At 65.7% G+C, this 26,511-nt stretch carries 23 protein-coding genes; 17 read left to right on the forward strand and 6 right to left on the reverse strand.

Annotated elements, in window-relative coordinates; genetic code table 11:
- The first annotated feature begins 23 nt into the window (after nucleotides 1-23).
- From topA to ACO07I_RS03730, 9 genes are all read left to right on the forward strand, one after another.
- Nucleotides 24-2,720 (forward strand): type I DNA topoisomerase, encoded by a 2,697-nt coding sequence (gene topA, locus ACO07I_RS03690; RefSeq protein WP_422014427.1) that lies wholly within the window; start codon nucleotides 24-26, stop codon nucleotides 2,718-2,720.
- Nucleotides 2,713-4,989, forward strand: coding sequence for a ribonuclease R (gene rnr / locus ACO07I_RS03695; RefSeq protein ID WP_422014429.1), 2,277 nt, complete (start codon nucleotides 2,713-2,715; stop codon nucleotides 4,987-4,989). Before topA ends, rnr begins: the two co-directional genes overlap by 8 nt.
- Nucleotides 4,990-5,012: 23 nt before the next feature.
- Nucleotides 5,013-5,420: a DUF983 domain-containing protein gene (locus ACO07I_RS03700; protein WP_422014431.1), complete on the forward strand. Its 408-nt coding sequence runs from the start codon at nucleotides 5,013-5,015 to the stop codon at nucleotides 5,418-5,420.
- A 55-nt stretch (nucleotides 5,421-5,475) separates the two neighbouring features.
- Complete coding sequence (locus tag ACO07I_RS03705) at nucleotides 5,476-7,068, forward strand: S41 family peptidase (protein ID WP_422014433.1); 1,593 nt, start codon at nucleotides 5,476-5,478, stop codon at nucleotides 7,066-7,068.
- 93 nt (nucleotides 7,069-7,161) lie between these two features.
- Nucleotides 7,162-7,329, forward strand: a complete 168-nt coding sequence (gene rpmG / locus ACO07I_RS03710) for a 50S ribosomal protein L33 (RefSeq protein ID WP_020696277.1) — start codon at nucleotides 7,162-7,164, stop codon at nucleotides 7,327-7,329.
- 98 nt (nucleotides 7,330-7,427) lie between these two features.
- Nucleotides 7,428-8,927 carry an aldehyde dehydrogenase gene (locus ACO07I_RS03715; RefSeq protein WP_422014436.1) on the forward strand — a complete coding sequence of 500 codons (1,500 nt, stop codon included), beginning with the start codon at nucleotides 7,428-7,430 and terminating at the stop codon, nucleotides 8,925-8,927.
- A 105-nt stretch (nucleotides 8,928-9,032) separates the two neighbouring features.
- The gene (locus tag ACO07I_RS03720) at nucleotides 9,033-9,914 is read left to right on the forward strand and encodes a transglutaminase family protein (protein ID WP_422014438.1); all 882 of its coding nucleotides are present in this window, start codon (nucleotides 9,033-9,035) and stop codon (nucleotides 9,912-9,914) included.
- 36 nt (nucleotides 9,915-9,950) lie between these two features.
- Nucleotides 9,951-10,757 carry a transglutaminase-like domain-containing protein gene (locus ACO07I_RS03725; RefSeq protein ID WP_422014440.1) on the forward strand — a complete coding sequence of 269 codons (807 nt, stop codon included), beginning with the start codon at nucleotides 9,951-9,953 and terminating at the stop codon, nucleotides 10,755-10,757.
- 205 nt (nucleotides 10,758-10,962) lie between these two features.
- Entirely contained in the window at nucleotides 10,963-11,541 is a 579-nt protein-coding gene (locus ACO07I_RS03730) for a hypothetical protein (protein WP_422014442.1), read from the forward strand.
- Here the strand turns inward: ACO07I_RS03730 and ACO07I_RS03735 are convergent.
- Nucleotides 11,538-12,104, reverse strand: coding sequence for a cysteine hydrolase family protein (locus ACO07I_RS03735; protein ID WP_422014444.1), 567 nt, complete (start codon nucleotides 12,102-12,104; stop codon nucleotides 11,538-11,540). The two genes, ACO07I_RS03730 and ACO07I_RS03735, sit on opposite strands and share 4 nt — an antisense overlap.
- Before the next feature lie 70 nt (nucleotides 12,105-12,174).
- Between ACO07I_RS03735 and ACO07I_RS03740 the strand changes: the two genes are divergently transcribed.
- Nucleotides 12,175-13,281: an LLM class flavin-dependent oxidoreductase gene (locus ACO07I_RS03740; protein WP_422014446.1), complete on the forward strand. Its 1,107-nt coding sequence runs from the start codon at nucleotides 12,175-12,177 to the stop codon at nucleotides 13,279-13,281.
- Between the two features lie 20 nt (nucleotides 13,282-13,301).
- Here ACO07I_RS03740 and ACO07I_RS03745 read toward each other — a convergent pair whose 3' ends face one another.
- Entirely contained in the window at nucleotides 13,302-14,030 is a 729-nt protein-coding gene (locus ACO07I_RS03745) for a tellurite resistance TerB family protein (RefSeq protein ID WP_422014448.1), read from the reverse strand.
- A 67-nt stretch (nucleotides 14,031-14,097) separates the two neighbouring features.
- Nucleotides 14,098-15,324 (reverse strand): MFS transporter, encoded by a 1,227-nt coding sequence (locus ACO07I_RS03750; RefSeq protein WP_422014450.1) that lies wholly within the window; start codon nucleotides 15,322-15,324, stop codon nucleotides 14,098-14,100.
- A gap of 72 nt (nucleotides 15,325-15,396) precedes the next feature.
- Between ACO07I_RS03750 and ACO07I_RS03755 the strand changes: the two genes are divergently transcribed.
- The 6 genes from ACO07I_RS03755 (at nucleotide 15,397) to ACO07I_RS03780 (ending at nucleotide 23,189) form a co-directional block, all read left to right on the forward strand.
- Nucleotides 15,397-16,422 carry a patatin-like phospholipase family protein gene (locus tag ACO07I_RS03755; RefSeq protein WP_422014452.1) on the forward strand — a complete coding sequence of 342 codons (1,026 nt, stop codon included), beginning with the start codon at nucleotides 15,397-15,399 and terminating at the stop codon, nucleotides 16,420-16,422.
- A gap of 34 nt (nucleotides 16,423-16,456) precedes the next feature.
- The gene (locus ACO07I_RS03760; protein WP_422014454.1) at nucleotides 16,457-17,542 is read left to right on the forward strand and encodes a linear amide C-N hydrolase; all 1,086 of its coding nucleotides are present in this window, start codon (nucleotides 16,457-16,459) and stop codon (nucleotides 17,540-17,542) included.
- A 166-nt stretch (nucleotides 17,543-17,708) separates the two neighbouring features.
- Nucleotides 17,709-18,800, forward strand: a complete 1,092-nt coding sequence (locus ACO07I_RS03765) for a linear amide C-N hydrolase (RefSeq protein WP_422014456.1) — start codon at nucleotides 17,709-17,711, stop codon at nucleotides 18,798-18,800.
- Nucleotides 18,801-18,803: 3 nt separating this feature from the next.
- Nucleotides 18,804-19,709, forward strand: a complete 906-nt coding sequence (locus ACO07I_RS03770) for an ROK family protein (RefSeq protein ID WP_422014458.1) — start codon at nucleotides 18,804-18,806, stop codon at nucleotides 19,707-19,709.
- Nucleotides 19,710-20,041: 332 nt separating this feature from the next.
- Nucleotides 20,042-22,189, forward strand: coding sequence for a mechanosensitive ion channel family protein (locus ACO07I_RS03775; protein ID WP_422014460.1), 2,148 nt, complete (start codon nucleotides 20,042-20,044; stop codon nucleotides 22,187-22,189).
- A gap of 91 nt (nucleotides 22,190-22,280) precedes the next feature.
- Nucleotides 22,281-23,189, forward strand: coding sequence for a hypothetical protein (locus ACO07I_RS03780; protein WP_422014462.1), 909 nt, complete (start codon nucleotides 22,281-22,283; stop codon nucleotides 23,187-23,189).
- A gap of 12 nt (nucleotides 23,190-23,201) precedes the next feature.
- On the opposite strand, the gene ACO07I_RS03785 is transcribed toward ACO07I_RS03780, so the two are convergent.
- Nucleotides 23,202-24,005, reverse strand: coding sequence for an EipB family protein (locus tag ACO07I_RS03785; RefSeq protein ID WP_422014464.1), 804 nt, complete (start codon nucleotides 24,003-24,005; stop codon nucleotides 23,202-23,204).
- Nucleotides 23,999-24,784: an EipB family protein gene (locus ACO07I_RS03790; protein ID WP_422014466.1), complete on the reverse strand. Its 786-nt coding sequence runs from the start codon at nucleotides 24,782-24,784 to the stop codon at nucleotides 23,999-24,001. The genes ACO07I_RS03785 and ACO07I_RS03790 overlap by 7 nt, the downstream gene beginning before the upstream one ends.
- Nucleotides 24,785-24,971: 187 nt before the next feature.
- Here ACO07I_RS03790 and ACO07I_RS03795 point away from each other — a divergent pair, with 187 nt between their 5' ends.
- Nucleotides 24,972-25,949 carry a 2-hydroxyacid dehydrogenase gene (locus ACO07I_RS03795; protein WP_422014468.1) on the forward strand — a complete coding sequence of 326 codons (978 nt, stop codon included), beginning with the start codon at nucleotides 24,972-24,974 and terminating at the stop codon, nucleotides 25,947-25,949.
- On the opposite strand, the gene ACO07I_RS03800 is transcribed toward ACO07I_RS03795, so the two are convergent.
- Nucleotides 25,909-26,475: a hypothetical protein gene (locus ACO07I_RS03800; RefSeq protein ID WP_422014470.1), complete on the reverse strand. Its 567-nt coding sequence runs from the start codon at nucleotides 26,473-26,475 to the stop codon at nucleotides 25,909-25,911. The genes ACO07I_RS03795 and ACO07I_RS03800 overlap by 41 nt on opposite strands.
- Between the last annotated feature and the right edge of the window lie 36 nt (nucleotides 26,476-26,511).

A 26,511-nucleotide genomic window follows, 5' to 3' on the forward strand; every position in this document is an offset into this window, starting at 1 on the left:
GAAACCTGGAGCATTTACCGGCGATGGACGTACTGGTCGTCGAGTCCCCGGCCAAGGCTAAGACCATTGGGAAATACCTTGGCCCCGGTTACACCGTGTTGGCCTCGTATGGTCATGTCCGCGACCTTCCGCCCAAGGATGGCTCGGTGCGGCCCGACGAGGACTTCGCCATGGACTGGGAAGTCGACGCCCAGTCGCAGAAACGCATCGACGCGATCGCGCAGGCCGTCAGCAAGGGCGGCAAACTCTACCTCGCCACCGACCCTGATCGCGAAGGCGAAGCCATCTCCTGGCATGTGCTCGACATCCTGCAGCACAAGAAGGCGCTGGCCGGCGTCGACGTGAAGCGAGTCACCTTCAACGCCATCACCAAGAAATCGGTGCTCGACGCGGTGGCCAATCCGCGCGACCTCGACCAGCCGCTGATCGACGCCTATCTGGCGCGCCGCGCGCTCGACTATCTCGTGGGCTTCACCCTCTCTCCCGTCCTGTGGCGCAAGCTGCCGGGCAGCCGCTCGGCCGGCCGCGTCCAGTCCGTGGCGCTGCGCCTGATCTGCGAGCGCGAGTCTGAGATCGAGGTCTTCAAGACCCGCGAATACTGGACGGTCGATGCCTATTTCGGCACGGCCAAGAAACAGGTGCTGAAGGCCCGCCTCACCCATCTCGACGGTCGCAAGCTGGAGAAGTTCGACCTCGCGACGAAGGAGCGGGCCGAGCAGGCCAAGGCCGAGATCGAGCGCCGCGCCTTTGCCGTCGCTTCCGTCGACCGCCGCCAGGTCCGCCGCAACCCGCCGCCGCCGTTCATCACCTCGACTCTCCAGCAGGAAGCATCGCGCAAGCTCGGTCTCGGCGCCGCCACCGCCATGCGCATCGCCCAGCGCCTTTACGAAGGCGTCGACATCGGCGGCGAAACGGTCGGCCTCATCACCTACATGCGTACCGATGGCGTGCAGCTCGCGCCGGAGGCGATCGGCCAGACGCGCCGCCTGATCGAGACCAAGTATGGCGCGGACTACGTCCCGGCCAGCCCGCGGGTCTACACGTCCAAGGCCAAGAATGCCCAGGAAGCGCACGAAGCGGTTCGCCCGACCGACCTCTTCCGCACGCCGCAGGACGTCGCCGCCTATCTCGACAGGGATCAGCTCGGCCTCTACGAGCTGATCTGGAAACGCACCGTCGCCAGCCAGATGGAAAGCGCGGTGCTCGACCAAGTCACCGTCGACATCGCCAGCGGCGACAAGACCGTCCAGCTGCGCGCCACCGGCTCGGTGGTGAAGTTCAACGGCTTCCTCACGCTCTACGACGAAGGCCAGGACGACAAGAGCGACGACGAAGAGACCGGCGCCATCCTTCCCGACGTCACCGAGAACGAGGCGATGGAGCGGCGCGAGGTCGTGCCGGAGCAGCATTTCACCGAGCCGCCGCCGCGCTATTCGGAGGCCAGCCTGGTCAAGAAGCTCGAGGAGCTCGGCATCGGCCGTCCCTCGACCTACGCCAGCATCATCGAGGTACTGCAGCGCCGCAACTACGTGCGCATCGACCGCAAGCGCTTCATTCCCGAGGATCGCGGTCGCATCGTTACAGCGTTCCTGCAGACCTATTTCCCGCGCTACGTCGAATACGGCTTCACCGCCCATCTCGAGGAAGAGCTCGACGATATTTCCAGCGGCAAGATCGACTGGCACGAGGTGCTGCGCGAATTCTGGAAGGCTTTCTCCGCGGCCGTCGGCGAGACCAAGGACCTGCGCGTGAAGGAAGTGCTCGACAAGCTCGACGAGGAACTCGGTCCCCACTTCTTCCCGGCCAACGACAACAACGGCAAGAACCCGCGCGACTGCCCGTCCTGCGCGAACGGCCGCCTCGGCCTCAAGCTGGGCAAGTTCGGCGCCTTCATCGGCTGTTCCAACTATCCGGAATGCCGCTTCACCCGGAAGCTCGGCATCGTCGATGCCGACGCGGACGCGGCCAGCGGCGAGAGTCTTGACGGCCCCAAGATCCTCGGGGTCGATCCGGTCACCGGCAAGCAGGTCACGCTGCGCAAGGGGCCCTACGGTCTGTACGTCCAGCTCGGGGAGCCGGAGGGCAAGGAGAAGCCCAAGCGCCAGTCGCTGCTGCGCGACATGACGCCGGCCGACCTGACCCTAGAGAAGGCGCTGGCGCTGCTATCCCTGCCGCGCGAACTCGGACCGCATCCCGAGGATGGCGAAGTCATCCTGGCCGGCGTCGGCCGCTTCGGCCCCTACGTAAAGCACGGGCCGAAATACAAGTCTGTTCCATCCGACGAGAGCGTGCTCGACATCGGCATGAACCGCGCCGTGGCACTCTTGGCCGAAGCCAAGACGCCGCGCGGTCGAGCCGCCGCCAAGCCGCTCCGCATCATCGGCAACCATCCGTCCGACGAGGCGCCGGTCGAACTCTACGAAGGGCGCTACGGCCCCTACGTGAAACACGGCGGCGTCAACGCCACGGTCCCGCGCGACATCAAGCCGGAGGCGCTGACGCTCGACCAGGCGGTCGCGCTGCTGGCCGAACGCGCTGCGAAGGGCGGCGGCAAGAAGCCGAAGGCAGCACGCCCCAAGAAGGCGGCGGCCGCGGCCAATGACGCCGGGGCGAAGCCCAAGGCCAAGAAGGCGGCGAAGAAGAAACCTGCCGCCAAGAAGAAGGCGGCCAAGGCAAAGAACAAGGACGACGCTCCGCCTCGAACCGGTACCGATGGCTAAGGGAAAGGTCCCGACCCGCGACGAACTGCTGGCCTTCATCCGCGACAGCGAAACGCCGGTCGGCAAGCGCGAGATCGCCCGCGCCTACGGGCTGAAGGGCGACCAGCGTATCGAGCTCAAGGAATTGCTGCGCGACCTGCGAGATGCCGGCGAAATCGCGCCGGACCGCGCCAAGACCTTCCGCCACCCCGAATCGCTGAGCGACATGGTCGTGCTGGAGATCGTCTCGGTCGACGACGACGGCCATCTGCTGGCCGTGCCGCGGCGTCACGACGACGACAAGGACGGCCCGCCGCCGCGCATCGAAGTCACCGCGCCGGCCTCGCGCACCGTGCCCGCCCCGGCGGTCGGCGACCGCGTGCTGGCCAGCATGAAGCGGCGCGGCAAGAATACCTACGAGGCGAAGGTCGTCCGCCGGCTGGGCAGCGGACCGAAGAAGATCCTCGGCCTCTATGAGGAACCGCCCGGCCGGAACGGGCTCGGCCTGGTCACGCCGACCGACCGCAAGCTGCGCCGCGAATTCGACGTGCGCCCCAGCGACAGGAACGGTGCCCTGCCTGGCGACATCGTCTGGATCGAGGAAACCGGCGGCGCGCTGGCGCGGCGCGCGCGGATCGTCGAGCGCATCGGGCCGATGAGCGATCCGCGCACCGTCAGCCTGATCTCGATCGCCGCCAACGACATCCCCGTAGACTTCCCGGAAGCCGCGATCGAGGAAGCCGACAAGGCCAAGGCCGCCCCGCTCGGCCACCGGCTCGACCTGCGCGACGTCCCGCTGGTCACGATCGACGGCGAAGATGCCCGCGACTTCGACGATGCCGTCTTCGCCGAGCCCGATCCCGGCCATGCCGGCGGCTGGCGCATCCTCGTCGCCATCGCCGATGTCGCCTGGTACGTCCGCCACGACCGGCCGCTCGACCGCGCTGCCTATCGGCGCGGCACCTCGGTCTATTTCCCCGATCGTGTCGTGCCGATGCTGCCTGAGCAGCTCTCCAATCACTGGTGCTCGCTGGTGCCGCACGAGGATCGTCCCGTGCTGGTCGCGGAAATGTGGATCGACGGCGAAGGCCATCTGAAGCGCCACAAGTTCCACCGCGCGATGATGCGCTCGGCCGCCCGCCTCACCTACAACCGCGTGCAACGCGCCATGAACGGCACGCCGGACGCCGAGATCGAGCCGCTGATGGATGAGGTCGTCCGCCCCCTCTACGGCGCCTTTCGCGTGCTGCTGGCGGCGCGCGAGGCCCGCGGCGCGCTCGACCTCGACCTGCCGGAACGGCAGGTGACGCTGGGCAAGGACGGCCACATCGCCACCATCGGCGTACGCGAGCGTCTCGACAGCCACAAGCTGATCGAGGAATTCATGGTGCTGGCCAACGTGGCGGCGGCGCAGGCGCTGGAGCAGCGCCAGGCGCCCTGCCTTTATCGCGTCCACGACCAGCCCGACCTCGCCAAGCTCGAAGCCCTGCGCGAATTCCTCGGCACACTCGGCATCAAGGTGCCGACCGGCCAGCGGCTGCGCCCGGCCGACCTCAATCGCGTGTTGCACGAGGTCGCCGACAAGCCGGTTTCCCAGCTCGTCAGCCAGACCGTTCTGCGCAGCCAAAGCCAGGCCGTCTACAGTCCCGACAATCTCGGCCATTTCGGCCTCGCCCTCGCCCGCTATGCCCACTTCACCTCGCCGATCCGCCGCTTCCCCGACCTGATCGTGCATCGGGCGCTGATCGCCGCCTTCGGCCTCGGCGAAGGCGGGCTCTCCTCCGAGGACAAGGGCCGGTTCACCGAGTTCGGCGAGCATCTGTCGATGTGCGAGCGCCGGGCCGTCGCGGCCGAGCGCGGCGCCATGGACCGCTACGTCGCGGCCTTCATGGCCGGCCATGTCGGCGCGGTCTTTCCCGGCCGGGTCAACGGCGTGACCCGGTTCGGCCTGTTCGCCACGCTCGAGGGCACCGGGGCCGACGGGCTCATCCCGATCCGTTCCCTCGGCCAGGAATTCTTCCGCCACGACGAAGGACGGCAGGTCCTGATCGGTGAACGCACCGGCGAGACTTTCGGCCTGGGCGACCGGTTGCAGATAAAACTCGTCGAGGCGGATATGGCCACCGGCGGCCTGCTGTTCGAGATCGTCGACGTGATCGAACGGGTCGAGCGGCAGGCGGCGCCGCGCAGCTTCCGTTCGCCACATGGCCGAGACGGTACCGGGCCGCCGCGTCGTCCGGTCGCGCATCGCGGGCCGCCACGGGACAAAGGGTCACGCCGACGCAGGTAGCGCTGGGGCGCATCCTGTCCACCATGGATGACGAACACGCTCCGGTTGATTTCTGGACCGCCCTGCTGAGGGGCTGGAAGGGCCGTTGCCCGCGGTGCAATCAGGGCCGCCTGTTCAGCAGCTACCTCAAGATGAAGAGCCATTGCGAGGTCTGCGACCTCGCGCTCGAACCCTATCGCGCCGACGACGCTCCTGCCTATTTCACCATTTTCGTGGTGGGCCATATCGTCGTGCCGCTCGTCCTCCTGGTGGAGCGCTGGGGAGCCCAACCGCCCCTCTGGGTCCACGCCCTCCTGTGGCTTCCCCTGTCCGTGGTCCTTGCGCTTTTTTTGCTGCCACGGATCAAGGGTGCCGTAATTGCGCTGCTTTGGGTTCAGAAAATGGGGGCTCCGAAGGCTGCGGCGGCCGGAAGCCTCGATCGCTCGGCCTGATGGGCGTGGCCGCCCGCCGACGGCCTGTGCTATTGTGCTCCCGTCGGATATGGATGTGTCTCAGTTCCCTTTTCTGCGCTTGATGCGGCCGCGTGCGGCCCTATCGCTGCTGGCCGCCTGTCTCGTCGTGTCCTGCGCGACCGCGCCGGACGCCCCGAGCGCCGAGGCCGATGGTCGGCCGCCTGCCGCCAGCGCCGATGCCGGCATTGAACGGGTCGTTCTCCAGGCCTATCGGGCGATCGGCGACCGTCATCTCTACGAACCCAATTTCCGCAACCTGTCGGTCGAGGCCTACAGGGGATTCGCCAGTGGCGATTCCGCTTTGGTCCTCGAGGCCAGCGACAGCAGCCTGACCGTGAAGCGCAACGGCAAGGAAATCGTGAGCCGACCCGCGCCCGCCGACACGACCGACGGCCGCGCCTGGGGCAGCACGCTTACCGAATTGATGGCCGGGTCGATCGAGGCTTCACCCGCTCTGAAGCAGGTCGACCGCCAAACGCTGATCCGCCAGGCGATGACGGCCACCACCAAACAACTCGATCGCAACAGCCGCTATGCGGACCCCGACGAGGCCAAGGATAACCGCTTCCAGCGCGACGGTGGCGGCGGAATCGGCATCACCGTCGAGCGCACCGATGAAAAGAAGATCCTGATCCGCGCCGTTCAGGACGGCTCGCCCGCGTCCAAGGCTGGCGTTCAGGTCGGCGACCAGATCCTCGCCATCGACTCCGACTCGATGATCGACCGGCCGTTGTCCGACGTCGTCGCCAAGCTGCGTGGCGCGGTCGGGGCGCCGGTGAGCATGACCGTGCTCCGCCCCTCACAGGGTGCCGAACTGACCCTGGCGATGAAGCGCGGCCGCATCGTTCCGACCACGGTCGTCTACGAACGCCGCGGCGACGTGGCCTTGATCCACCTGACCGGCTTCAACACGGCGACGACCGACAATCTCCGCGCCGCCCTCGACAAGGCCAAGGCCGAGATCGGCAAGGATCTGGCCGGGCTCATCATCGACATGCGCTCCAACCGCGGCGGCCTGCTCGACCAGGCCCAGTCGGTCTCCGAAGTGTTCATCGCCGACGGCACGATCTTTTCGACCAACGGTCGCCATCCCGACAGCAAGCGCACCTACCGCAGCTCCAATGGCCGCGCGGGCGGCAGTCAGCTGCCGATCGTGGTGCTGATGAACGGCGGTTCGGCGTCGGCGGCCGAAATCGTGGCGGCGGCGCTGCAGGATCGCGGGCGCGCCGTGGTGATCGGCACCACCAGCTACGGCAAAGGCACCGTCCAGACGGTCGTCCGGCTGGCCAACGAGGGCGAATTGATCCTCACCTGGTCGCGCCTTCAGGCACCCTCGGGCTACACTTGGAACGAGCTCGGCGTACTGCCCAACATCTGCACCTCGAAGGTCGGCGAAGCGAGCAAACTCGGGGTCGCATCGGTCGATTCGAACCACAATTCACTGATTCGCTGGCACGCACTGCGCAATCCGACGCCGCAGGAAGTGTCCGACCTGCGCAAGATCTGCCCGCCGGGGGAATCCACCCCCGAGGCGGACGTCGATCTTGCCATCCGCCTGCTGCGCGACCGGCCTCTTTATGCCCACGCCGTGCAGTCAGCGACCTTCCAGGCAGCCGCCCGCCCATAGCTCTTTTCTGGGCTCGGCGCTTGACACCGCAGCCCTGCTGACTACTTTGCGCGCCTCTGCGAATTCGCCCCCCAGGGCATAAGGACAATTGCCATGGCCAAGCCGACCTCGATCCTGATCAAGATGATTTCCAGCGCCGACACCGGCTTCTTCTACGTGACGAAGAAGAACCCGCGCACCAAGACCGAAAAGCTCGAACTCAAGAAGTACGACCCGGTCGCGCGCAAGCATGTCGTGTTCAAGGAATCGAAGATCAAGTAACAGCCTGTCGCTCTGCAGGCTCGACGACCAAGCCGCCCTTCCGGGCGGCTTTTTCGTGGGATAGTCTCCCGCGCAATCCAACAAGGAGGAAAGAGATCATGAGCGCCCAGCTTTCGCGCGACGACTGGAAAGGCCGCGTCGGCGGCCTCAGCTTCCGGAACCAGGCCTTCATCGGCGGCAAGTTCACGGCGTCGCTGACCGGCAAGACCTTCGACTGCGTCAATCCCGCCACCGGCCAGGTGCTCACCAAGGTCGCGGCCTGCGAGCAGGCCGATGTCGACGCCGCCGTGAAGGCCGCGCGCGCCGCCTTCGAGAAGGGCACATGGGCCAACATGGCGCCGGCCCAGCGCAAGCGCATCATGCTGAAGCTCGCCGACCTCATGATGAAGAACCGCGAGGAGCTGGCGCTGCTCGAGACGCTCGACATGGGCAAGCCGATCGCCTTCTCGACCACGGTCGACATTCCGGGCTCGGCCAATACGGTGCAGTGGTTCGGCGAGGCGATCGACAAGATCTATGACGAGGTGGCACCGACGCCGGGCAACGTCATCGCCATGATCACCCGCGAAGCCGCCGGCGTGGTGGCCTGCGTGGTGCCGTGGAACTTCCCGCTGCTGATGGCCTGCTGGAAGATTTCGCCCGCGCTGGCCGCCGGCAACTCGGTCATCCTGAAGCCGGCCGAGCAATCGCCCCTCACCGCCCTGCGCCTCGCCGAACTCGCGGCCGAAGCGGGCATTCCCGAGGGCGTCTTCAACGTGCTGCCGGGCTTCGGCGAGACGGCCGGCCAGGCGCTCGGCCGTCACATGGATGTCGACGTGCTGGCCTTCACCGGCTCGACGGAAGTCGGCAAGTACTTCCTGCGCTACTCCGGCGAATCCAACATGAAGCAGGTCTGGCTCGAGTGCGGCGGCAAGTCGCCGAACATCGTGCTGGCCGACGCCCCGAACCTCGACATCGCCGCCCGCCGCACCGCGTTCGGCATCTGGTTCAATCAAGGCGAGGTCTGCACCGCCGGCTCGCGCCTGATCGTCGAGGACAAGATCAAGGACGAGTTCCTCGCCAAGGTCATGGCGATCGGCCAGAAGATGATGCCGGGCGACCCGCTCGACCCCAAGACTCAGATGGGCGCCATGGTCGACGAGACCCAGACCAAGCGGGTCATGGGCTTCATCGACGCCGGCCAGAAGGAAGGCGCCAAGCTCGCCATGGGCGGCAAGCAGGTGCACATCGACAATGCCGGCTCCTTCATCGAGCCGACCGTGTTCGACAATGTCGACAACCGGATGAAGATCGCCCAGGAGGAGATCTTCGGGCCGGTCCTCTCGGTCATCCCGGTCAAGGACGCCGAGCAGGCGCTCACCGTCGCCAACGACACGATCTACGGCCTTGCCTCGGCGATCTTCACCTCCGACATCAACAAGGCCTTCAAGTTCTCCAAGGCCCTGCGCGCCGGCTCGGTCTGGGTGAACACCTATGACGGCGGCGACATCACCACCCCGTTTGGTGGCTACAAGCAGTCGGGCAACGGCCGGGACAAGTCGCTGCACGCCTTCGACAAGTTCACGCAGATGAAGACCACCTGGATCCAGCTCGGCTGAACTGTCTCCGATTGACCACTACACAAGGCGGCCGACGGGCCGCCTTGTTTCGTTTGCGGTATCGGCCTGGCTCGAAACGTGCTTGATGAGGCCAAGGGAGACGTCATGACGTCACTGACCATCCGGCACGTCACGACCTACCGATACCGGCACCCGGTCGCTTTCGGCGAGCACCGGATGATGCTGCGGCCCCGCGAGTCGCACGATCAGCGCGTGATCGAGGCCAGTCTCGATATCAACCCCGCCCCCTCCAGCCTGCGCTATGAGCAGGACGATTTCGGCAACCACGTCGCCATCGCCGAGTTCGCCGGTGTCGCCACCGAGCTCACCTTCGCGAGCGTGGTCTACCTCGAACATTCACCAGCCCGCGCCGCTCATCCCGGTCCCGACGACTCCGCAGCTCTCTTTCCCGTCGACTACGCCGACGAGACGGCCGACCTCGCCCACTGCATTCACCGCCACGACATCGGGCCCGACGACCCGGTCGCCCAATGGGCACGCCGGTTCCTGCCCGCGGGTGGCCAGATCCCTGCCCTCGACCTCCTGATGCGCCTCTCACAAGGCATCCACGACGCCTTCGTCTACCGCCGTCGCGAGGCCAAGGGCGTGCAGACGCCGCTCGAGACACTCGAACTCGGCCACGGCAGCTGCCGCGACTTCGCCCTCCTGATGATCGATGCCGCGCGCTCGCTGGGCCTGGCCGCCCGCTTCGCCTCGGGCTACCTCGCGACCATGCCGAATGTGGCGCCAACGGAGGCGCACGGCGCGACACACGCCTGGGCGCAAGTCTACCTGCCCGGGACAGGCTGGATCGATTTCGATCCGACCAGCGGCAACGTCGGCAAGGCCAGTCTCGTTACGGTGGCGGTCGTTCGCGATCCCGAGCAGGCGCTACCGCTGCACGGTACGTTCGTCGGCTCCCGGGCCGACACTCTTGGCATGGAGGTCCACGTCAGCGTCACGCCCCATGCGGCCGAGACGAACTGATCGATCTCCGCTGCATTGCGATTCGAGGGGTGACGGATGAAGATCCGCATTGGGTATGAGATCGTCTACGACTTCCCGCAGCCGACCCCGATGATCGCGATCTTGGGCGCCCACCCGGCACGGACAGCCGATCTCATCGAACCTGATAACCTGAAAACCGACCCAGCCGTGCCGATCACCCGCTATCGCGACGGCTTCGGCAATTTGTGCAGCCGCCTGGTCGCGCCGGCCGGACGTGTGAGACTGTTCGGCAACGGAATCATCCGCGATTCGGGAATATCCGAAGCCGTGGTCCCCTCGGCGCCGCAACACGCAGTCGAGGATCTGCCCTCCGATACCCTGGTCTATCTTCTGCCCAGCCGCTATTGCGACACAGATCGCCTGTCCGAAATGGCCTGGACCCTGTTCAGCAACGGCCCCTCCGGGTGGGCCCGTGTCCAGGCGATCTGCGACTACGTGCACAATCACATCACCTTCGGCTACGAGCACGCCCGACCGACCAAGACGGCATGGGAGGCCTTCAACGAAGGCAACGGCGTGTGTCGAGACTACGCTCACCTCGCGATTGCGTTCTGCCGCTGCATGAACATTCCCGCGCGTTATTGCACCGCCTATCTTGGCGACATCGGTGTCCCGCCGGTCGATGCGCCAATGGATTTCGCAGGATCCTTCGAAGCCTATCTCGGCGGCCGATGGTACCCGTTCGATGCCCGCAACAACATGCCGCGCATCGGCCGGATCCTGATCGGCCGCGGCCGCGACGCCGCCGACGTGCCGATCACCCACACGTTCGGTCCCAACACGCTGGTGAGCTTCAAGGTCGTCACCGACGAGATCGTCTGACCGGCCGCCCAGCCGCTGAAGCTGGGCAGCATCGCCTTCGACGCGTCCGGCGCGCCTCTGTATGCTCCAGAGACGTGACGGCCCATCCGAAGACCACGGGAGGCCGGCGCGACCGTCGGGGAGATCTTGAAGTGTTGGAACTCTGCATCGTGCGGCGCGTCCAGGCCTGCGATCCTGCCGTGCCGGTGATCAGCGAGGAAATAGCGTGCGGCGGCCGGGCGGCCTCGGGCCGGCCATGAACAGCGAAGGATTGCACCGGCTGAAGGAGCGCGGCCTCGACGAGATGCGCCGCTTCCTTCTCATGTTCGCCTATCTCTACGTGGTATTCGGCCTGTTCGTCCTGAACGAAAGCCTGCTCCTCTCGGAGCGGAACCTGTCTTTCGCCCCCCAGGGGTTCGCTCTGATCAATGCCGCCGTCATGGCCAAAGTCATGCTGATCGCCGAGAATCTGAAGCTCGGCCGCCGCTTCGACCATATGCCCTTGATCTGGCCCGTGGCCTACAAGGCCGGCTTGTTCGCCCTGGTCTTCATGCTCTTCCACGCCGCCGAGCGTATCGTCCTCGGGATGGTGGCCGGCAAGAGTCTGGCTGCCAGCATGCCCCATATCGGCGGCGTCACCTGGGAGGGCAAGCTGACGGTCTGGGCCATCCTGACCATCTCGCTCCTGCCGTTCTTCGCGCTGCGCGAGATCGGCCAGATCATGGGCGAAGGAAAACTCTGGCGGTTGATGTTCCAGACCCGCGACGCATCCACCTCGGACAGGCGGCCGGTGGACACGCCCTAGCCTCGACCGCGCAGGATCGCGTCGACAGTGGTGACCTCGGCGTATTCGCCGTCGAGCAGCGCCAGCGTGAGCTGGTGTACGTCCTCCGCCGGCCAGAGCCGGCCCGTCAGGTCGCGCTTGTCACATGACCAGCACGCATCTGCCGGCAGCCGGACTTCGAAGCCGAGATTGGCGGCCACGCGTACGGTGGCCTCGACCGAGTTGGCGAGCAGAACGCCGCAGATCACGAGTGGCGGCCTGGCCCCACCCGCACCCGCCATCGCCTGAAGCCCAGACGCGAGGTCGGTGCCGATGAAGGCGCTGTGCACCTTCTTGGACACCACCAGTTCCCCGTCCAGCGGAGCCGTCAGGGGCAGGAAGTCGTTGCCTTCCTGGCCCGGACGGAACGGCGATTCGGGATCGGTGCTGTCATGCTTCACGTGGACGACCGGTGCCCCGCGACGCCGCCAGTCGGCCAGCAGCCGCGCGATATTGGCCTCTGCGCCCGGATTGTTGCGGGGTCCCCATTTGGGATGATCCATCGCCTTCTGCTGGTCGATCACGATCAATACGTCGTCAGCCATGCATCCGTGCCCCCTTGCGCGACGCGCGCAATGGTAGTGGACTTGCCCTCAACAAAGACAGGAGGAAACGATGCAATTCGGCTATTTCACCATGCCCTCGCATCCGCCCGAGCGCTCTCTGAAGGACGGGCACGAGTGGGATCTCCAGGTCATCCGCTGGCTCGACGAACTCGGCTTCTCGGAGGCCTGGATCGGCGAACATCACACCGCGCCCTGGGAACCCCATCCCTCGCCCGACCTGCTGGTGGCGCAGGCGCTCATGCAGACCAAGAATATCCGCCTCGGGCCCGGCGGCTTCCTACTGCCGTACCATCACCCGGCCGAACTCGCGAACCGGGTCGCCATGCTCGACCATATCTCCGGCGGACGGTTGAACTTCGGCATTGCCGCGTCCGGCCTGCCCAGCGACTGGGCGATGTTCAACGTCGACGGCATGTCCGGCGCCAACCGCGAGATGACGCGCGAGGCGCTCGACATCATCCTCAAGCTCTGGTCCTCGGCCGAACCTTTCGACTACAAGGGCAAGTACTGGCACGTCACCAAGCCCGACACGATGTTCGGCTTCCTGAAGCCGCACATCAAGCCGCTGCAGACGCCGCATCCGCCGATCGGCGTCGCCGGCCTGTCCAAGGGCTCCGACACGCTGAAGCTCGCGGGGGAGAAAGGCTACATCCCGATGAGCCTCAACCTCAATCCGGCCTACGTGAAGAGTCACTGGGAGTCGGTGGAGACCGGCGCCGCCAAGTCGGGCCGCACGCCCGACCGCAACGAGTGGCGTCTGGTGCGCGAGGTCTTCGTGGCCGACACCGACGAAGAGGCGATGCGCCTCTCGGTCGGCTCGCACATGGGACGCATGATGCGGGAGTATTTCCTGCCCCTGCTCTCCCAGTTCGGTTTCTTCGAGTATCTCAAGCACGATGCCGGCGCGGCCGACTCCGACGTGACGCCGGAATATTGTGCCCAGCACAACTGGATCGTCGGCTCCCCGAAGACGGTCGTCGAGAGGATCGAGAAGATCTACGACGAGGTCGGCGGCTTCGGCCAGCTTCTCGTCTTCGGTTTCGACTATGTCGAGAACCCGCAGGCCTGGCGCCACTCCCTCGAGCTGCTGTCGAAGGAAGTGATGCCAAAGGTCCAGCACCTCAAGCCCAAGATGGCACGACTGGCGGCAGAGTAGCTCTGCCGCCAGTCGTCCCGTCAGGCCGCGACCGGCACGCTCTTGCCGGTCGCCGAGGCGACACTGCTGTGGAGATGCGCGACCAGGGCGTCGTCGAGCTTCAGGCGCGCCGCCAGCATCGAGAGGTAGCCGCGCTCGGCGGCATTGTCGACGTCGATGGCCAGGAGCGAAGCCATGTAGATCTCGGCCGCCTCCTCCGGCGTCGCCGCCGCGCCCGCGACAGCATCGACGTCGAGCTTGGCGCGAAGTTCGTCCATCACGAACACCTTGTCATCGGCACCGAGCGGCAGCTTGTCCATCTCCGCGAAGATGCGCGCCTGCTCCTGCGCATCGACATGACCGTCCGCCTTGGCGGCAGCGATCATGGCGCGCAAAAGGTGACGCGCCAGAGTCTGCTGGCCGGATTCGCTCGACGGGTTGAACGGGGTGCCGCTGGGCGCCGGCAACATCGGCACCGGTGCCTGGGGCGCCTGCGTGGGGGCCGCCTGCTTGCCGGCCTGCCAGTCATTATAGGCCTTGTAGGCAAGTGCCCCGACCGCGGCCATACCACCGAGCTTGAGAGCCTCGCCGCCGATCTCCCGGCCGGCCTTGCTTCCCATCAGGAGGGCCGCCAAGCCACCGGCGAGCGCACCGCCTCCGGCCCCGCCCAGAAAGCCGCCACCGCCACCCTGACTGCCGCTCGCGCCGCCACCCTGGCCGACGCCCTGACCACCCATGAACTGTTCCAGCAAACGCTTCGCATCGAACATGACGCCTCGCCTTCTTGGTTAACTTGCGAGGTCAGATGATGTGCAATTATGGCAAAACCGGGAGATTTCATGCTCGTTTCGAAAGAAATGCCGCCGCTGCAAATCCGATGGCCGCGACCAGCATGATGCCGGCAAGGCCCCACAGGACGGGCGTGTAGCCACCGAACGCGCCCCAGGCGAGCGACGCGAGCACCGGCCCGGCAGCGCGCATGACATTGGTGGGCATGGTGAGCGCCCCGGAGACGACGCCGTAGCCCTCCGGACCGATGAACTCCGGAACGGCCATGCCGCGCAGGATCGTCACGAGGCCGTTGGCGACGCCGTAAACCACGGCAAACAGGATCAACGGATAGACGTCGGTGATGCCCGTCGCGAGGAAGCCCATCGCGAGGGGAAAGGCGAAATAGATCAGGGCGCCCAGCTGGATCGTCGTGATGTGGCGTTGCCCGACCATTAACAGCACCCGTCCGACCACTTGCATCGGCCCGATCAACGCGATGATCGCCATGACCACCCCGGTCGGAACGCCGCGATCGTCGAGCAGAGGGATGAGATGGAAGCTCATGGCCGAGAAGGCGAGCCCGTAGCCCGCGAAGGCGACAACGAGTCCCCAGAAAGCCGGCACGCGGATCGCCAGGGCCAACGGACTCCTCGTCGCGGCACCGTCGGCGGGCGGCTTGGCGGCCGCGATGGGCACCGGCTCGACCTCCGGCCCCGGCACGAACAGCCAGTGCATGAGGGCAACACCGAGGACAATGACCGCCAGCACGTCGAGCGCGGGCCGCCAGCCGATCCGCTCGACCAGGAACTGAGTGAAGGGAATACCGAAGGTGCTGGCCAGGCCGCCGAGGAACGTCATCAGCAGGATCGCCTGCTTGTAGCGCGGCCCATAGACTCGCGTGATCACCGCGAACGCGGGCTCGTAGAGCGTCACCGCCTGACAGGCGCCGAGCCCGATCCACAAGACGTAGAAGACCGGCAGCGATTCGACCCGCGACCAGAGGAACAGGAACAGGGCCGCGAGCAAGGACCCGCCAGTCATCAGGAGCCGGCCGTGGCCACGGTCGATCCAGGCGCCGACGGCAATCGAGCAGAGGCCGGCGGTGAGCAGCCCTGCGGAGAGGGCACCGAACATCGCGCTGCGCGACCAGCCCAGTTCCTCTGTCATCGGGACCACGAACAGCGGGAACGTGTAGTAGACGATGCCCCAGGTCACGAGCTGGCCCAGCGAGAGCATCCACAAGATGGTCGACGGGCGCTTTCGCCACGCTCCTCCGGCTGCGTCCTTCGCCATACTGTTGCCTGCTCTACCCACTTCCTTACAGAGCGATGACCCTAACGCCGCACGGGCCACGAGGATAGACGCATGACCGACACCAAACGCATCAACCTCGCTCTGCAAGGCGGCGGCAGCCACGGCGCCTATACCTGGGGCGTACTCGATGCGCTGATCGAGGATGGCCGTCTCGAGATCGAAGCCGTGAGCGGCACCAGCGCCGGGGCGATGAATGCCGCCATTCTCCTCCAGGGCTGGGCCCGGGGCGGCCCGGCCGGTGCACGCGAGGCGCTGTCGGCTTTCTGGGGCGATCTCGGCCGGATGTCGATCGCGAGCCCGATTCGCCGCACGCCGCTCGATCGCCTCCAGGGCAACTGGAACCTCGACGATTCGCCCGGTGCCCTGTGGGCCGACCTGATCCAGCGCACGCTCACACCCTGGCAGCGCAATCCACTCAAGTACGACCCGCTGCGCGATCTGCTGATCCGGCACTTCGACCAGGAGACCGTTCGTGCCTGTCACCAGATCAAGGCCTTCATCGCCGCGACCAACGTGGCGACCGGCAAGGTGCGCATCTTCACCCGCGAGGAGCTGTCGATCGACGCGCTTCTCGCCTCGGCCTGCCTGCCCAGCATCCACGAGGCGGTGGTGATCGACGGCGAGCCCTACTGGGATGGCGGCTTCCGCGGCAACCCGCCGATCTGGCCGTTCATCTACAACAGCGACAGCGCCGACGTGGTGGTCGTCGAGGTCGACCCGCCGCACCGCGAAGGCGTGCCCCGTTCCAATGCCGAGATTGCCGACCGACTGAACGAGATCACCTTCGGCGGGGCGCTGATGGCGGAGATGCGCGCCATCGCCTTCGTGCAGGAACTGATCGACAACGGCGCCCTCACCGGCGAATTCGGCGACCGCCTGAAGAAGCTCCTCATCCACTCGATCGGCGATCCCGCGACACTGGCGCCGCTCGGCGCCGTCAGCAAGTTCAACATCGAGCCCGAATTCCTAGACCATCTGTTCAAGGCCGGCCGCGCCTCCGCAACCGCATGGCTGGCGTCGACATTCGACAAAGTCGGCGTCGAAAACAGCATCGACATCCGCGCGCGCTTCTTGTGAGAGCGCTGCCGGGCAGGCAACGATGGAACGGAAGATGACACGTCTTCTCTCGGGAATTTGCGCGTTCGCGGTCGCCGCGGCGACTCTCGCCGCACCGGTACTGGCTTGCACGCGAACGCTCTATGTCGGCTCCGACAACATGGTCATCACCGGGCGCAACATGGACTGGGACGAGGACATGTCCTCGAACCTGTGGGTATTTCCGGCCGGCATGAAACGTAACGGAGCGGCGGGAGCGAACTCCATCGAATGGGTCTCCCGATACGGCAGCGTGGTGGCGTCTGGCTATGAAGCGGGTAGCGCCGATGGCATGAACGAAAAGGGTCTGGTCGCAAACCTGCTCTATCTGGCCGAATCGAAGTACGCACCCGCGGCGGTCGGACGGCCCGACCTTTCGATCGTCGCCTGGCCACAATACGTGCTCGACAACTATGCCACAGTCGCCGAAGCGGTGGAGGCGCTTCGCGGGGAGCCCTTCACGGTGGTCGCGCCTATCCTACCGAACGGCGCGCCAGCCGCGCTGCATCTTTCGATCTCCGACCCTTCGGGCGATTCGGCCATCTTCGAGTATATCGACGGCAAGCTCATCATCCATCATGGCAACCGCTATACGGTGATGACCAACTCGCCGAGCTACGACCAGCAGCTTTCACTCGACGAATACTGGAAGACGGTTGGCGGCACGGCGTTCCTGCCCGGGACGGCGCGTGCAGCCGACCGCTTCGTGCGCGCCTCTTTCTTGTTGAGCGCCATTCCCCGCAAGGCCGACAAGAATTTCATCAAGGGCGTGCCGGAGCAGTCCTATGACTATCAGGCTGTAGCGAGCGTGATGAGCGTCATGCGATCGGTCAGTGTGCCGCTTGGCCTGACGACGCCGAACGAGCCCAACATCGCCTCGACCCTCTGGCGGACCGTCGCGGACCAGAAGAACCTCATCTACTATTTCGACTCGGCAACCCGTCCAAACACCTTCTGGGTGTCGCTCGGCAAGCTCGACCTCAAGCCCGGCGCGCCGGTGAGGAAGCTCACCATCCAGAATGGCGAGGTCTTTTCCGGCGAGGTAGCCAGCTCGTTCGAGTCCGCTGAACCGTTCAAGTTCCTGCCGGCCAGCCCAAACTGAGCACATTCGGCTCCGGCATCTCTTCAACCCGGCCGCGCCTGCGCAACCGTCGGGCTGGGCTCGACGTTCGATAAGGTCGGCGCAACGAACGGCATCGACATCCGTGCGCGCTTTATATGAACAGGCAATGCGATTATATGGACGCCTCAGCCCCGAAAGGAATTCCATGAAGTTGCGCCTGTCCAAGATTTCCACCTTCGCTCTCGCCTTGGGTCTCATCGCTGCGGCAGGCACGGCTTGGGCCTGCACCCGCACGCTTTACGTGGCCCCCGACAACACCGTCTTGACCGGCCGAAACATGGACTGGGCCGAGGACATGGGATCGAACCTCTGGGCCTTTCCAGCCGGCATGGCGCGGAACGGCGCGGCTGGCCCGCAATCCCTCACCTGGACCTCCAAGTACGGCAGCGTCATCACCTCAAGCTATGAGGTCGGTACCGCCGACGGCATGAACGAAAAGGGCCTCGTGGGGAACCTGCTGTATCTGGCGGAGTCGGAGTATGCGAAGCCCGTGCCGGGCAAGCCCTATCTCTCGATTGCGGCCTGGGTTCAGTACGTGCTGGACAATTACGCCACAGTGTCTGAAGCGGTCGAAGCGCTGGAGCAGACGCCCTTCAATCTGCTTGCACCCACCCTGCCCAACGGCAAGGCCTCCACGCTGCACCTCGCTATCTCCGACGCCACGGGCGATTCGGCGATCTTCGAATATGTCGGCGGCAAGCTTCAGGTCCATCACGGCAAGCAATACACGGTGATGACCAACTCGCCGATCTACGACCAGCAGCTGGCGCTGAACGAATACTGGAAGAGCATCGGCGGTCTCGTCTTTCTGCCCGGCACCAATCGCGCGGCCGACCGCTTCGCGCGTGCGTCGTTTCTCCTCGACGCGATCCCGCGCAAGGCCGACCCCTCCTACATCAAGAGCGTTCCCCAGCAGTCGTTCTCCAACCAGGCTGTTGCGAGCGTCATGGGCGTGATGCGCTCGGTCAGCGTGCCCCTCGGCATCACGACGCCGGACCAGCCCAACATCTCGTCGACGATCTGGCGCACCGTGTCCGATCAGAAGAATCTGGTTTATTTCTTCGACTCGGCGACACGCCCGAACACCTTCTGGGTGTCCTTCTCCAAGCTCGATCTCAAGCCGGGCGCTCCGGTGAAGAAACTCACCATCCAGGATGGCGAGGTTTTCTCCGGTGAGACGGCCGGCGCGTTCAAGGCGGCCGAGCCGTTCAAGTTCCTGCCGGCCAATCCCAACTGAGCGATGCGGATAGGCATTGATCTCGGCGGCACGAAGATCGAAGGCCTCGTCCTGGACGATGATGGCTCGGAACGCGCACGCCTGCGCGTCCCGACGCCGCGTGAAAGCTACGAGGCGACGGTTGCAGCCGTCGTTTCCGTGGTGCGTGACCTGGAGCGTGAGGTGGGCGCCCGCTGCCGGATCGGACTGGGGCATCCCGGCGCCATCTCGCCCGCCACGGGTCTCGTGAAGAATGCCAATTCGACCCGGCTCAACGGCCACCCTCTCGATGTAGATCTCAAGAGGGCCCTCGGTCGCGAGGATGTGCGCCTGTCGAACGATGCGAACTGTTTCGCCGTTTCGGAAGCCGCGGATGGCGCCGGTGCGGGTCGTGCCGTCGTTTTCGGCGTCATCCTGGGGACGGGCGTCGGCGGCGGCATTGTCATAGAGGGAAAGCCGCTCATCGGTGCCCATGCCATCGCCGGCGAGTGGGGCCACAATGCCCTGCCCCTGCCGTGCGACTACGAGCGACCCGGCCCGGCCTGCTATTGCGGCAGACGGGGCTGCATCGAATCCTGGCTGAGCGGCCCCGCCTTCCAGAAGCAGTTCGCACAAGCTTCCGGCCGCGACCTTCGGGCAACGGACATCGCCCAGGCCGCCAGGTCGGGCGACGCGCTCGCGTCGGAATGCCTGGAAAGTTACTGTGATCGCCTGGCACGTGCGCTTGCCAGCGTCATGAACCTGCTCGATCCAAACGCCATTGTTCTGGGCGGCGGCCTGTCCAAGATACCGCAACTCTACGAGCGTGTTCCCGAGCTCTGGAAAGACTACGTCTTCTCGGAGCGAGACAGCATCGTGACGAGACTGCTTCCGCCCCGGCACGGTGATTCAAGCGGCGTTCGCGGCGCCGCTTGGCTCTGGCCGATCTAGCTTCCTCTTCGCTGGCCGAGGAGAGGGCGCCGAGGCCCTCGTGAATGCGCTCTCCCCAGAAGTGTCGCGCAATTCATTCGGCCCCCCGAAACTTTCATAAAAAGGGAAATATTGCTGCACTAATGCAGCCTTAATGTTATATAGCGAACCTAATTTTCTACCTGCGTTTCTCTTAGTGTGAGATCCTTATGTTCCCGTTGCGCTCCGTTGGGATTGCCCTGGCTGCTCTGATCGCCTGTTGTACTTGGGCGAGCGCTCAGACGCCCGCCGCGCCTCCCCCGGGAATGTCGCAGGAACAGTTCAAGAGCCTTGTGGATGCGATCAGCGACTCCGTGACGGAGAAGCTGAAGTCGGAAGGCGTAACGAGTCCTCCCCCGGGAGCTTCTGGCGCGGCGGCAGCGCCCGCGGCGGCCCCTGCGCCGGCCGCCAGCAAGTCCAAGTCGACCAAGGGCCCGCCGCCCGGCCCGAAGGTCGTGGTGACATCGATCAAGGATCGGCCGGACGAATTCGGCATCTTCCTAGAAAAAGCCAGCCACCTGCCCGCCGCCCTGCCCGTGCTCGGGGCGAAGATCTCGAGTATTCCCCACCTTCTCGATCGCAGCGCACACGGCGGTCGCAGCGCATCGACCTTCCTGCTCCTGCTCGGCGCTGTCGCAGTCGCCGCGCTCGCTGCGGAGGCCGTCCTGCGACTGCTGACGCAGGGGCTTAGGGCCAGACTGTCGAGCGATGCCGGCCCCGAATTCGGGCTCCGTTCGCTGGCGCACGTCTCTGCCCTGGCCCTGATCGACGGGCTCGGCGTCCTCGCCGTCTGGATTATTTGCCATGGCGCCACCGGTGCCTGGTTCACGGGTCCGACCGGGCAGGACAAGCTCGCGGCGGCGGTGCTGACGGGAATCTTCTCGTGGCGCCTCTACATGCTGGTGTTCCGCATCATCCTGCAGCCGAACCTCAGGGCGGCCCGGCTCTGCGACGTCGTCGACGCGGACGCTCGCGGCATGTACCTGCGAATCGCGGCGGTCATGCTGCTGATCACCCTCGGCCGCATTCTGGGTCAGGTCCTGGTCGCAATCGGCACGCCCCATGAAGCCATGACGGCCTATCAGGTTGTGGTGGCGGCGATCTATGTCTGCGCCTTCCTCTGGCTGGTCTTGAGATCGCGTGAGGCCGCGCGGCAATGGTTCGTCGGCCTAGGCGCGCTCGCACCGGTGATCGGTACCATCGGGCGCAAGTGGGTGCCCCTCGCCACGGCCTTCTTCCTGGCGCTGGGAGCCACGCAGATCTATGGGGCGATCTCGGAGCGGGCGCATATCGCCGGCGCGATGCTGCTGACCCTCACCCTGGTCGTCGGCATCCTGATCTTCGAGACCCTCATGCAGGCCGTCGTGCGCCGGCTCGACTCGCTGATCGCGAGCCACAAGGCAGGCAGAACGACGACCACCCTGCCCGATATCGTCGCGCGCTGCGTCCGCGTCGCCATCATCATCACCGCCGCGGTGATGATCGCCCAAAGCTGGGTCGTCGAAGTGTTCGCCCTCGTGAGCGAAGACGAGTGGGCCCAGATAACGACTTCCTCGCGCACCGCCGGCTTCACCCTGTTCTTCGCCTTCGTGCTGTGGGAACTGCTCAAGTTTGTGACCGATCCCTACATGGGTCTGAAGAACAAGAGCGCGGCCCAGGCCATCGTCGACGGAGACGCCGCCGCCTCCCCCGCCTCGCGCATCAGCACCATGATGCCGCTGCTGCGCAGGAGTGCGGCCGTCCTGATCGCCCTGGTGGCGGTCATGATCGCGCTCGACGATTTCGGCGTGAACATCACGCCGCTGATCGCCGGCGCCTCGGTGTTCGGAATCGCCATCTCGTTCGGCAGCCAGACCCTGGTGAAGGACATCGTCTCGGGCATCTTCTACCTGACCGACGATGCCTTCCGGGTCGGCGAGTACATCGACTGCGGCAAGGCCAAGGGCACGGTGGAAGGCTTCACCCTGCGCTCGCTGAAGCTGCGACACCAGAACGGCCAGGTGCACACCATCCCGTTCGGTCAGCTCGGCCAGATCACCAATTTCAGCCGCGACTGGATCACGGTGAAGTTCAACCTTCGCTTTGCCCGCGACACCGACATCGAGAAACTGCGAAAGGCGGCGAAGAAGATCGGCACCGACATGATGGAGATGCCGGCCATCAAGTCGGAGGTGCTCGCTCCCTTCAAGATGCAGGGCGTGGCCGACATCACCGGCAGCGCCCTGCTGGTCCGCTTCAAGTTCACCGCCAGGCCGGGTAATCCGGCCGCCATCCAACGCGAAGCCATCAAGCGCATGTTCAACATCCTGCCGACCCTGGGGATCGAGTTCGCCACGGACGGCGCTGCGGTGGTCCTCCACACGACGACCGCCAGCGTCAACTCGGGCCAGGTCACCCAGCAGGGTTCCGACATTCCGGCCGACGCGATGCCCAAGGACACTCCGAAGGCTGCCGCAAGCTGAGGCGAACGTGGACGCTGTCCACGACGGGGCGAGCGATAAGGCTGAGCGACCGGCCCCGGCCGGCCGGTGCCTTCTAGGGAAAGTGTCTCGAATGATCACGACAACAAAAATCCGCGCGGCGGTGCCGCTCCTCCGGCGGTGCGCGGCCGTGGCGCTCGCCGGGGTGTTTTTCGGTCTGCTCCCCTCAGGCGTCGTGCAGGCTGAGGAAACTGAAGTCGACGGCTGGCGCTTCAACGCCACGGCCTATGGCTGGCTGACGAGCGTGAGCGGAAACGTGACGGCCAAGGGGCAGACCTTCGACATCAATGCCGGCTTCTTCGACGTCATCAACAACAGCAGTTCCGTGGCGGCATTCAACGGCTACCTCGAAGCCGCCAAGGGACCGGTCAGCGTCTATGGCGATCTCGTCTGGTCGAGCCTCGGCTTCTCCAAGTCCGCGGCACGCTATCGCAATCCGCTGCCGCAGCTCACCGTCTCCGGCGTCGCCAACGCCAAGGCCAGCTATACGATGACCATCGTCGAGGTCGGCGGGCTCTATGAACTCAAGCGCTGGGCGCCCAGCGAGGGTTCCTTCACGGCGTTGGATGCGCTGCTGGGTTTCCGATACTGGAACAATTCCGTCACGGCCAACCTCGGTGCGACGATCACCGGCGATCTCTACAACATGGGCTTCGAGCGATCGTTCGGGCTGGCCACTGCCCGCTCCGGCACGCTCGACTGGATCGATCCGATCGTGGGCCTCCGCCTGCGCCACCAGTTCGCGCCGGGTCAGAACATCTTCGTTCGGGGCGACGTCGGCGGGTTCGGCCTGGGCAGCGTCTTCGCCTGGCAGGCGGTCGCCGCGTACACCTATTCCTGGCAGCGTCAGGGTTACGCCTTGGGCGCCACTGTCGGTTATCGTGCGCTCTCGACGAGCTATTCGACCGGCTCCGGCCTCGACACCGGAGGCGTAGACCTGATCCTGCACGGCCCCCTGATCGGCTTCAGCGTCCGCTTCTAAAGCCCCGCTCGGCTACTTGCACTCGGGCTTGGGAAGCGGCTCCAGGCGAGTGATGCGGTATTCGATGCCGCCTTCGCCCTGTTCGTGGGTGCCATAGAGCTCGATGCCGTTGTCCAGCGTGATGCTGCTCATCTCGAAGGCGGGCTCGCCCGCGCCCTTGGCTTCGGTGTCGAAGAACCCCGCGCGGTAATAGATGCGGGTGCGGCCATCGACCAGTTCCTCGGCTCCCTCGGGGATCTTCACGTCGGCCAGACGCCTTGGCACCTTGCCGATCACCGCGTTGACCTGCTGGGGCGGCTTCACCTTGTCGCCGAAGAAGAACCGCGCATCGATGCCGTTCTCGCCGGCCTTGGCGGCGCGGATGGTGGCGCGCGCGATCGCCACCGGAAACATCGTGCCCGCCGGCAGCGCCACCGTCTGGTTCGCCGGATCGCTGAAACGCGCTTCGCCGGTGCCATCGTCGGACATGGTCGCCTCGCCCTTCATCAGGCTGGTCTGCTTGCCGCCGGTGACCGAACGATGCTCGAAGGTCAGCTTCCGCCCGTCCTTGCTTTCGGTCATCTGGGTCTGCTGCTCGCTCACCACCGCCGACCTCTGCCCCGGCGTCTCCAGCCGCAAGCGCTGGTAGATCACGTAGCCGTCACAGGTGAGCTTCAGCTCGTAGGCATAGGTGCCGGGCGTGCCGCCGGTCGGCTTGCCGTTCTCGATCGCGCTCACTTCGTAGACAGCACGATGAGGCACCATCTCCTGGCCCATCGCCGGAGCTGCGAGGACGAGAAGACCGGCAGCGGGCATAAGCAGGCGGCGAATCAGCATCGTGGCCTCGGCAGGGCTTGGAGTTGAACGAGACGGGAATCCACGGCGAAGTCACCGTAGTCCAACAGCATCGAACGCGCGATACCGTTGCCCAGCAAGTCGAGGGCCAATTCGTACTCCGGAGGGGCGCCCTGGTCACCCGTCGCGAAGAAGGCGAACCGCACGCTCCATGCGGGCTGGTTGCGCAGCAGGGCGACGTCACCGCGCACCACCGGTGCCCCGGTCTGGCGCGGTGGCCGGCCAATCACGGCATTCACCTGGAAGGCCCCGTCGAGGCGAGCCCCGTCGAACACCAGATAGGAGACCGACTTGTCGCCATCGCGAGCATGACGAAGGACGAGCATGAGGTGCGTCGTTGGGAACAGCGTCCCGGCAGGCAGCTCGAAGCTCCGGGCCTCGGGCAAGGTGAAGCTCGCCCGCCCCTTGGCTCCGGGCGCCTCGAGATCGGCATGGCCCCGAAGCTCTTCCTCGACCTCGTTGTCCTGGATGTTGCGGACACTGAAGCGAAGCGAGAGACCGTCCTTGGTTTCGTAGCTGGTAAAGCTCGAATCGGTGGTGAACTCGTCGCCGTCGTTGCGCAGGAAGGTGAGCTTGATCCGCTGCTTGACCTCCCAGCCCTCGCAGGCCTCGACGGTCTCCAGCACCATCCGCCCGTTCACCTCGACGATCCCGCTGTTGGGACGCGCCACCGCCAGCTTCATGTCGTAGGTCGCGCGATGCGGCACCAGCGGCTGGTCCTGCTGTTGCGCATCGGCGTGGCTTATCCACAGGCCCAGCAACAGGAGAACGCCGACGGCAGCGACGACAACCGCTGTTTGGATGGGAGGACGGCGAATACTATACGTGGTCAACTGACGATGGCTTGAAAGGCCAGACCTTGTAGCCGGGCTGGCAAGCGTAATATCCATGCGCGCGGAACACCAGAATGATCGCCTGCGTCAGGGCTGCACAGGGAGGAAATCGTCAATGAACAAGGGCAAGCCCAGGGTCATCGCCACACGCCACTTCCCGCCCGAGGTGGAGGCGCGCCTGGCGGCAAACTTCGACGCGCAACTCAACCCCGAAGACAGGCTCTACGACGGCCCAGCGCTCGCCAAGGCGGCAGCCGGCTTCGACGGGATCATGTGCGCCGCCGGCGACGCCCTGAATGCCGCGACCATCGCCGCCCTGCCCGCCTCGGTCCGCATGATCGCCACCTTCTCGGTCGGCTACGAGCACGTCGACGTGGCGGCCGCCGCCACGCGCAACATCGTCGTCAGCAACACGCCCGACGTACTGACCGACGCCACCGCCGACATCACCCTGCTCTGCCTGCTGGGTGCCGCGCGCCGCGCGCACGAGGGCGCGACCATGTTGCGAACCCATAACTGGGTGGGCTGGACCCCGACGCAGCTCATGGGCACCCAGGTCACCGGCAAGAGGCTGGGGATTCTCGGCATGGGCCGCATCGGCCAGGCCACGGCCGACCGTGCCCGCGCCTTCCGCATGCAGATTCATTACTCCAACCGCACCAGGCTTGCGCCCGACCTCGAGAAAGGCGCGATCTTCCACGCCGATCCCGACGCGATGCTGCCTCATTGCGACTTCCTCTCGATCAACGCCCCGATGACGCCCGCGACGGCAAAGTGGGTGAACGCAGAGCGCATCGCCAAGCTGCCCAAGGGCGCCATCGTGGTGAACACCGCCCGTGGCGGGGTCGTGGACGACGAGGCCCTGATCGCCGCGTTGAAGAGCGGCCACCTCGCCTCGGCAGGACTCGACGTCTTCGACGGCGAGCCGCGCATCCATCAGGGCTATTACGGACTCGAGAACGCGTTCCTGCTGCCGCACATGGGCTCGGCGACAGTCGAGACCCGCAATGCGATGGGCTTCAAGGCGCTCGACAATCTCGAGGCCTTCCTGCTCAGGGGGCAGGCACCGCCGGACCTCGTGAAGGCTTCTTAGCCGAACGCTGGACCGTTTTCGCCTTCTTGGACTTTCCCGCAGCGGACGATACGGCCGGCGCGGCTGGAGCCCGCTCTGCGACCGGCTCGACGGTTGCCGTCATGGGCGCCTGGCGCGCGACCGGCGCCGGTGAAGGCGCAGGTGCCACCGGGGCTTCGTAATCAGCCGCTTCCCAACTCACGGCCGGCGTGTCGGACGCGGGCCGCAGCGGCGAGGAATAGGAGACGCCGCTCTCGGAGACCGAGCGCTGCGGCTCGGTATAATCGGTGTCGTAGGGGTCTGCACCGTCCGCGCGCTGGTTGCACATCTGACGGCCGCGGAAGACGCGCCAGATCGCGCAATCCTTCTTGGTGACCACGGAAGCGATGTGGTCGGTCGAGGTCTTGTTGGAAGTCGCCAGCAGTCCCCCATCGGCGGCGTAGCTCGCCGCCGAAACGGCGACAGGCACCCCACAGGCACTCGTCAAGAGAGCCATTCCCGCCACCACCGGCAGCAGGAACAGGGAAGAGAGCTGAAATGAGCTCATAATCTTCTTTATGAAAAGACTATAACCCATTGATCG

The organism is Reyranella sp. (genome assembly GCF_965227665.1).
Lineage (GTDB): Bacteria > Pseudomonadota > Alphaproteobacteria > Reyranellales > Reyranellaceae > Reyranella.

Bases quoted from the DNA above. Each gene is read 5' to 3' on its own strand.
- ACO07I_RS03750 (WP_422014450.1), bottom strand. From the start codon at position 15,324: ATGGCGAAGGACGCAGCCGGAGGAGCGTGGCGAAAGCGCCCGTCGACC.
- ACO07I_RS03785 (WP_422014464.1), bottom strand. From the start codon at position 24,005: ATGCTGATTCGCCGCCTGCTTATGCCCGCTGCCGGTCTTCTCGTCCTC.
- ACO07I_RS03755 (WP_422014452.1), top strand. From the start codon at position 15,397: ATGACCGACACCAAACGCATCAACCTCGCTCTGCAAGGCGGCGGCAGC.
- ACO07I_RS03735 (WP_422014444.1), bottom strand. From the start codon at position 12,104: ATGGCTGACGACGTATTGATCGTGATCGACCAGCAGAAGGCGATGGAT.
- topA (WP_422014427.1), top strand. From the start codon at position 24: ATGGACGTACTGGTCGTCGAGTCCCCGGCCAAGGCTAAGACCATTGGG.
- ACO07I_RS03770 (WP_422014458.1), top strand. From the start codon at position 18,804: ATGCGGATAGGCATTGATCTCGGCGGCACGAAGATCGAAGGCCTCGTC.
- ACO07I_RS03765 (WP_422014456.1), top strand. From the start codon at position 17,709: ATGAAGTTGCGCCTGTCCAAGATTTCCACCTTCGCTCTCGCCTTGGGT.
- ACO07I_RS03725 (WP_422014440.1), top strand. From the start codon at position 9,951: ATGAAGATCCGCATTGGGTATGAGATCGTCTACGACTTCCCGCAGCCG.
- ACO07I_RS03720 (WP_422014438.1), top strand. From the start codon at position 9,033: ATGACGTCACTGACCATCCGGCACGTCACGACCTACCGATACCGGCAC.
- ACO07I_RS03715 (WP_422014436.1), top strand. From the start codon at position 7,428: ATGAGCGCCCAGCTTTCGCGCGACGACTGGAAAGGCCGCGTCGGCGGC.
- ACO07I_RS03700 (WP_422014431.1), top strand. From the start codon at position 5,013: ATGGATGACGAACACGCTCCGGTTGATTTCTGGACCGCCCTGCTGAGG.
- rpmG (WP_020696277.1), top strand. From the start codon at position 7,162: ATGGCCAAGCCGACCTCGATCCTGATCAAGATGATTTCCAGCGCCGAC.
- ACO07I_RS03780 (WP_422014462.1), top strand. From the start codon at position 22,281: ATGATCACGACAACAAAAATCCGCGCGGCGGTGCCGCTCCTCCGGCGG.
- ACO07I_RS03745 (WP_422014448.1), bottom strand. From the start codon at position 14,030: ATGTTCGATGCGAAGCGTTTGCTGGAACAGTTCATGGGTGGTCAGGGC.
- ACO07I_RS03740 (WP_422014446.1), top strand. From the start codon at position 12,175: ATGCAATTCGGCTATTTCACCATGCCCTCGCATCCGCCCGAGCGCTCT.
- ACO07I_RS03795 (WP_422014468.1), top strand. From the start codon at position 24,972: ATGAACAAGGGCAAGCCCAGGGTCATCGCCACACGCCACTTCCCGCCC.
- ACO07I_RS03800 (WP_422014470.1), bottom strand. From the start codon at position 26,475: ATGAGCTCATTTCAGCTCTCTTCCCTGTTCCTGCTGCCGGTGGTGGCG.
- rnr (WP_422014429.1), top strand. From the start codon at position 2,713: ATGGCTAAGGGAAAGGTCCCGACCCGCGACGAACTGCTGGCCTTCATC.
- ACO07I_RS03760 (WP_422014454.1), top strand. From the start codon at position 16,457: ATGACACGTCTTCTCTCGGGAATTTGCGCGTTCGCGGTCGCCGCGGCG.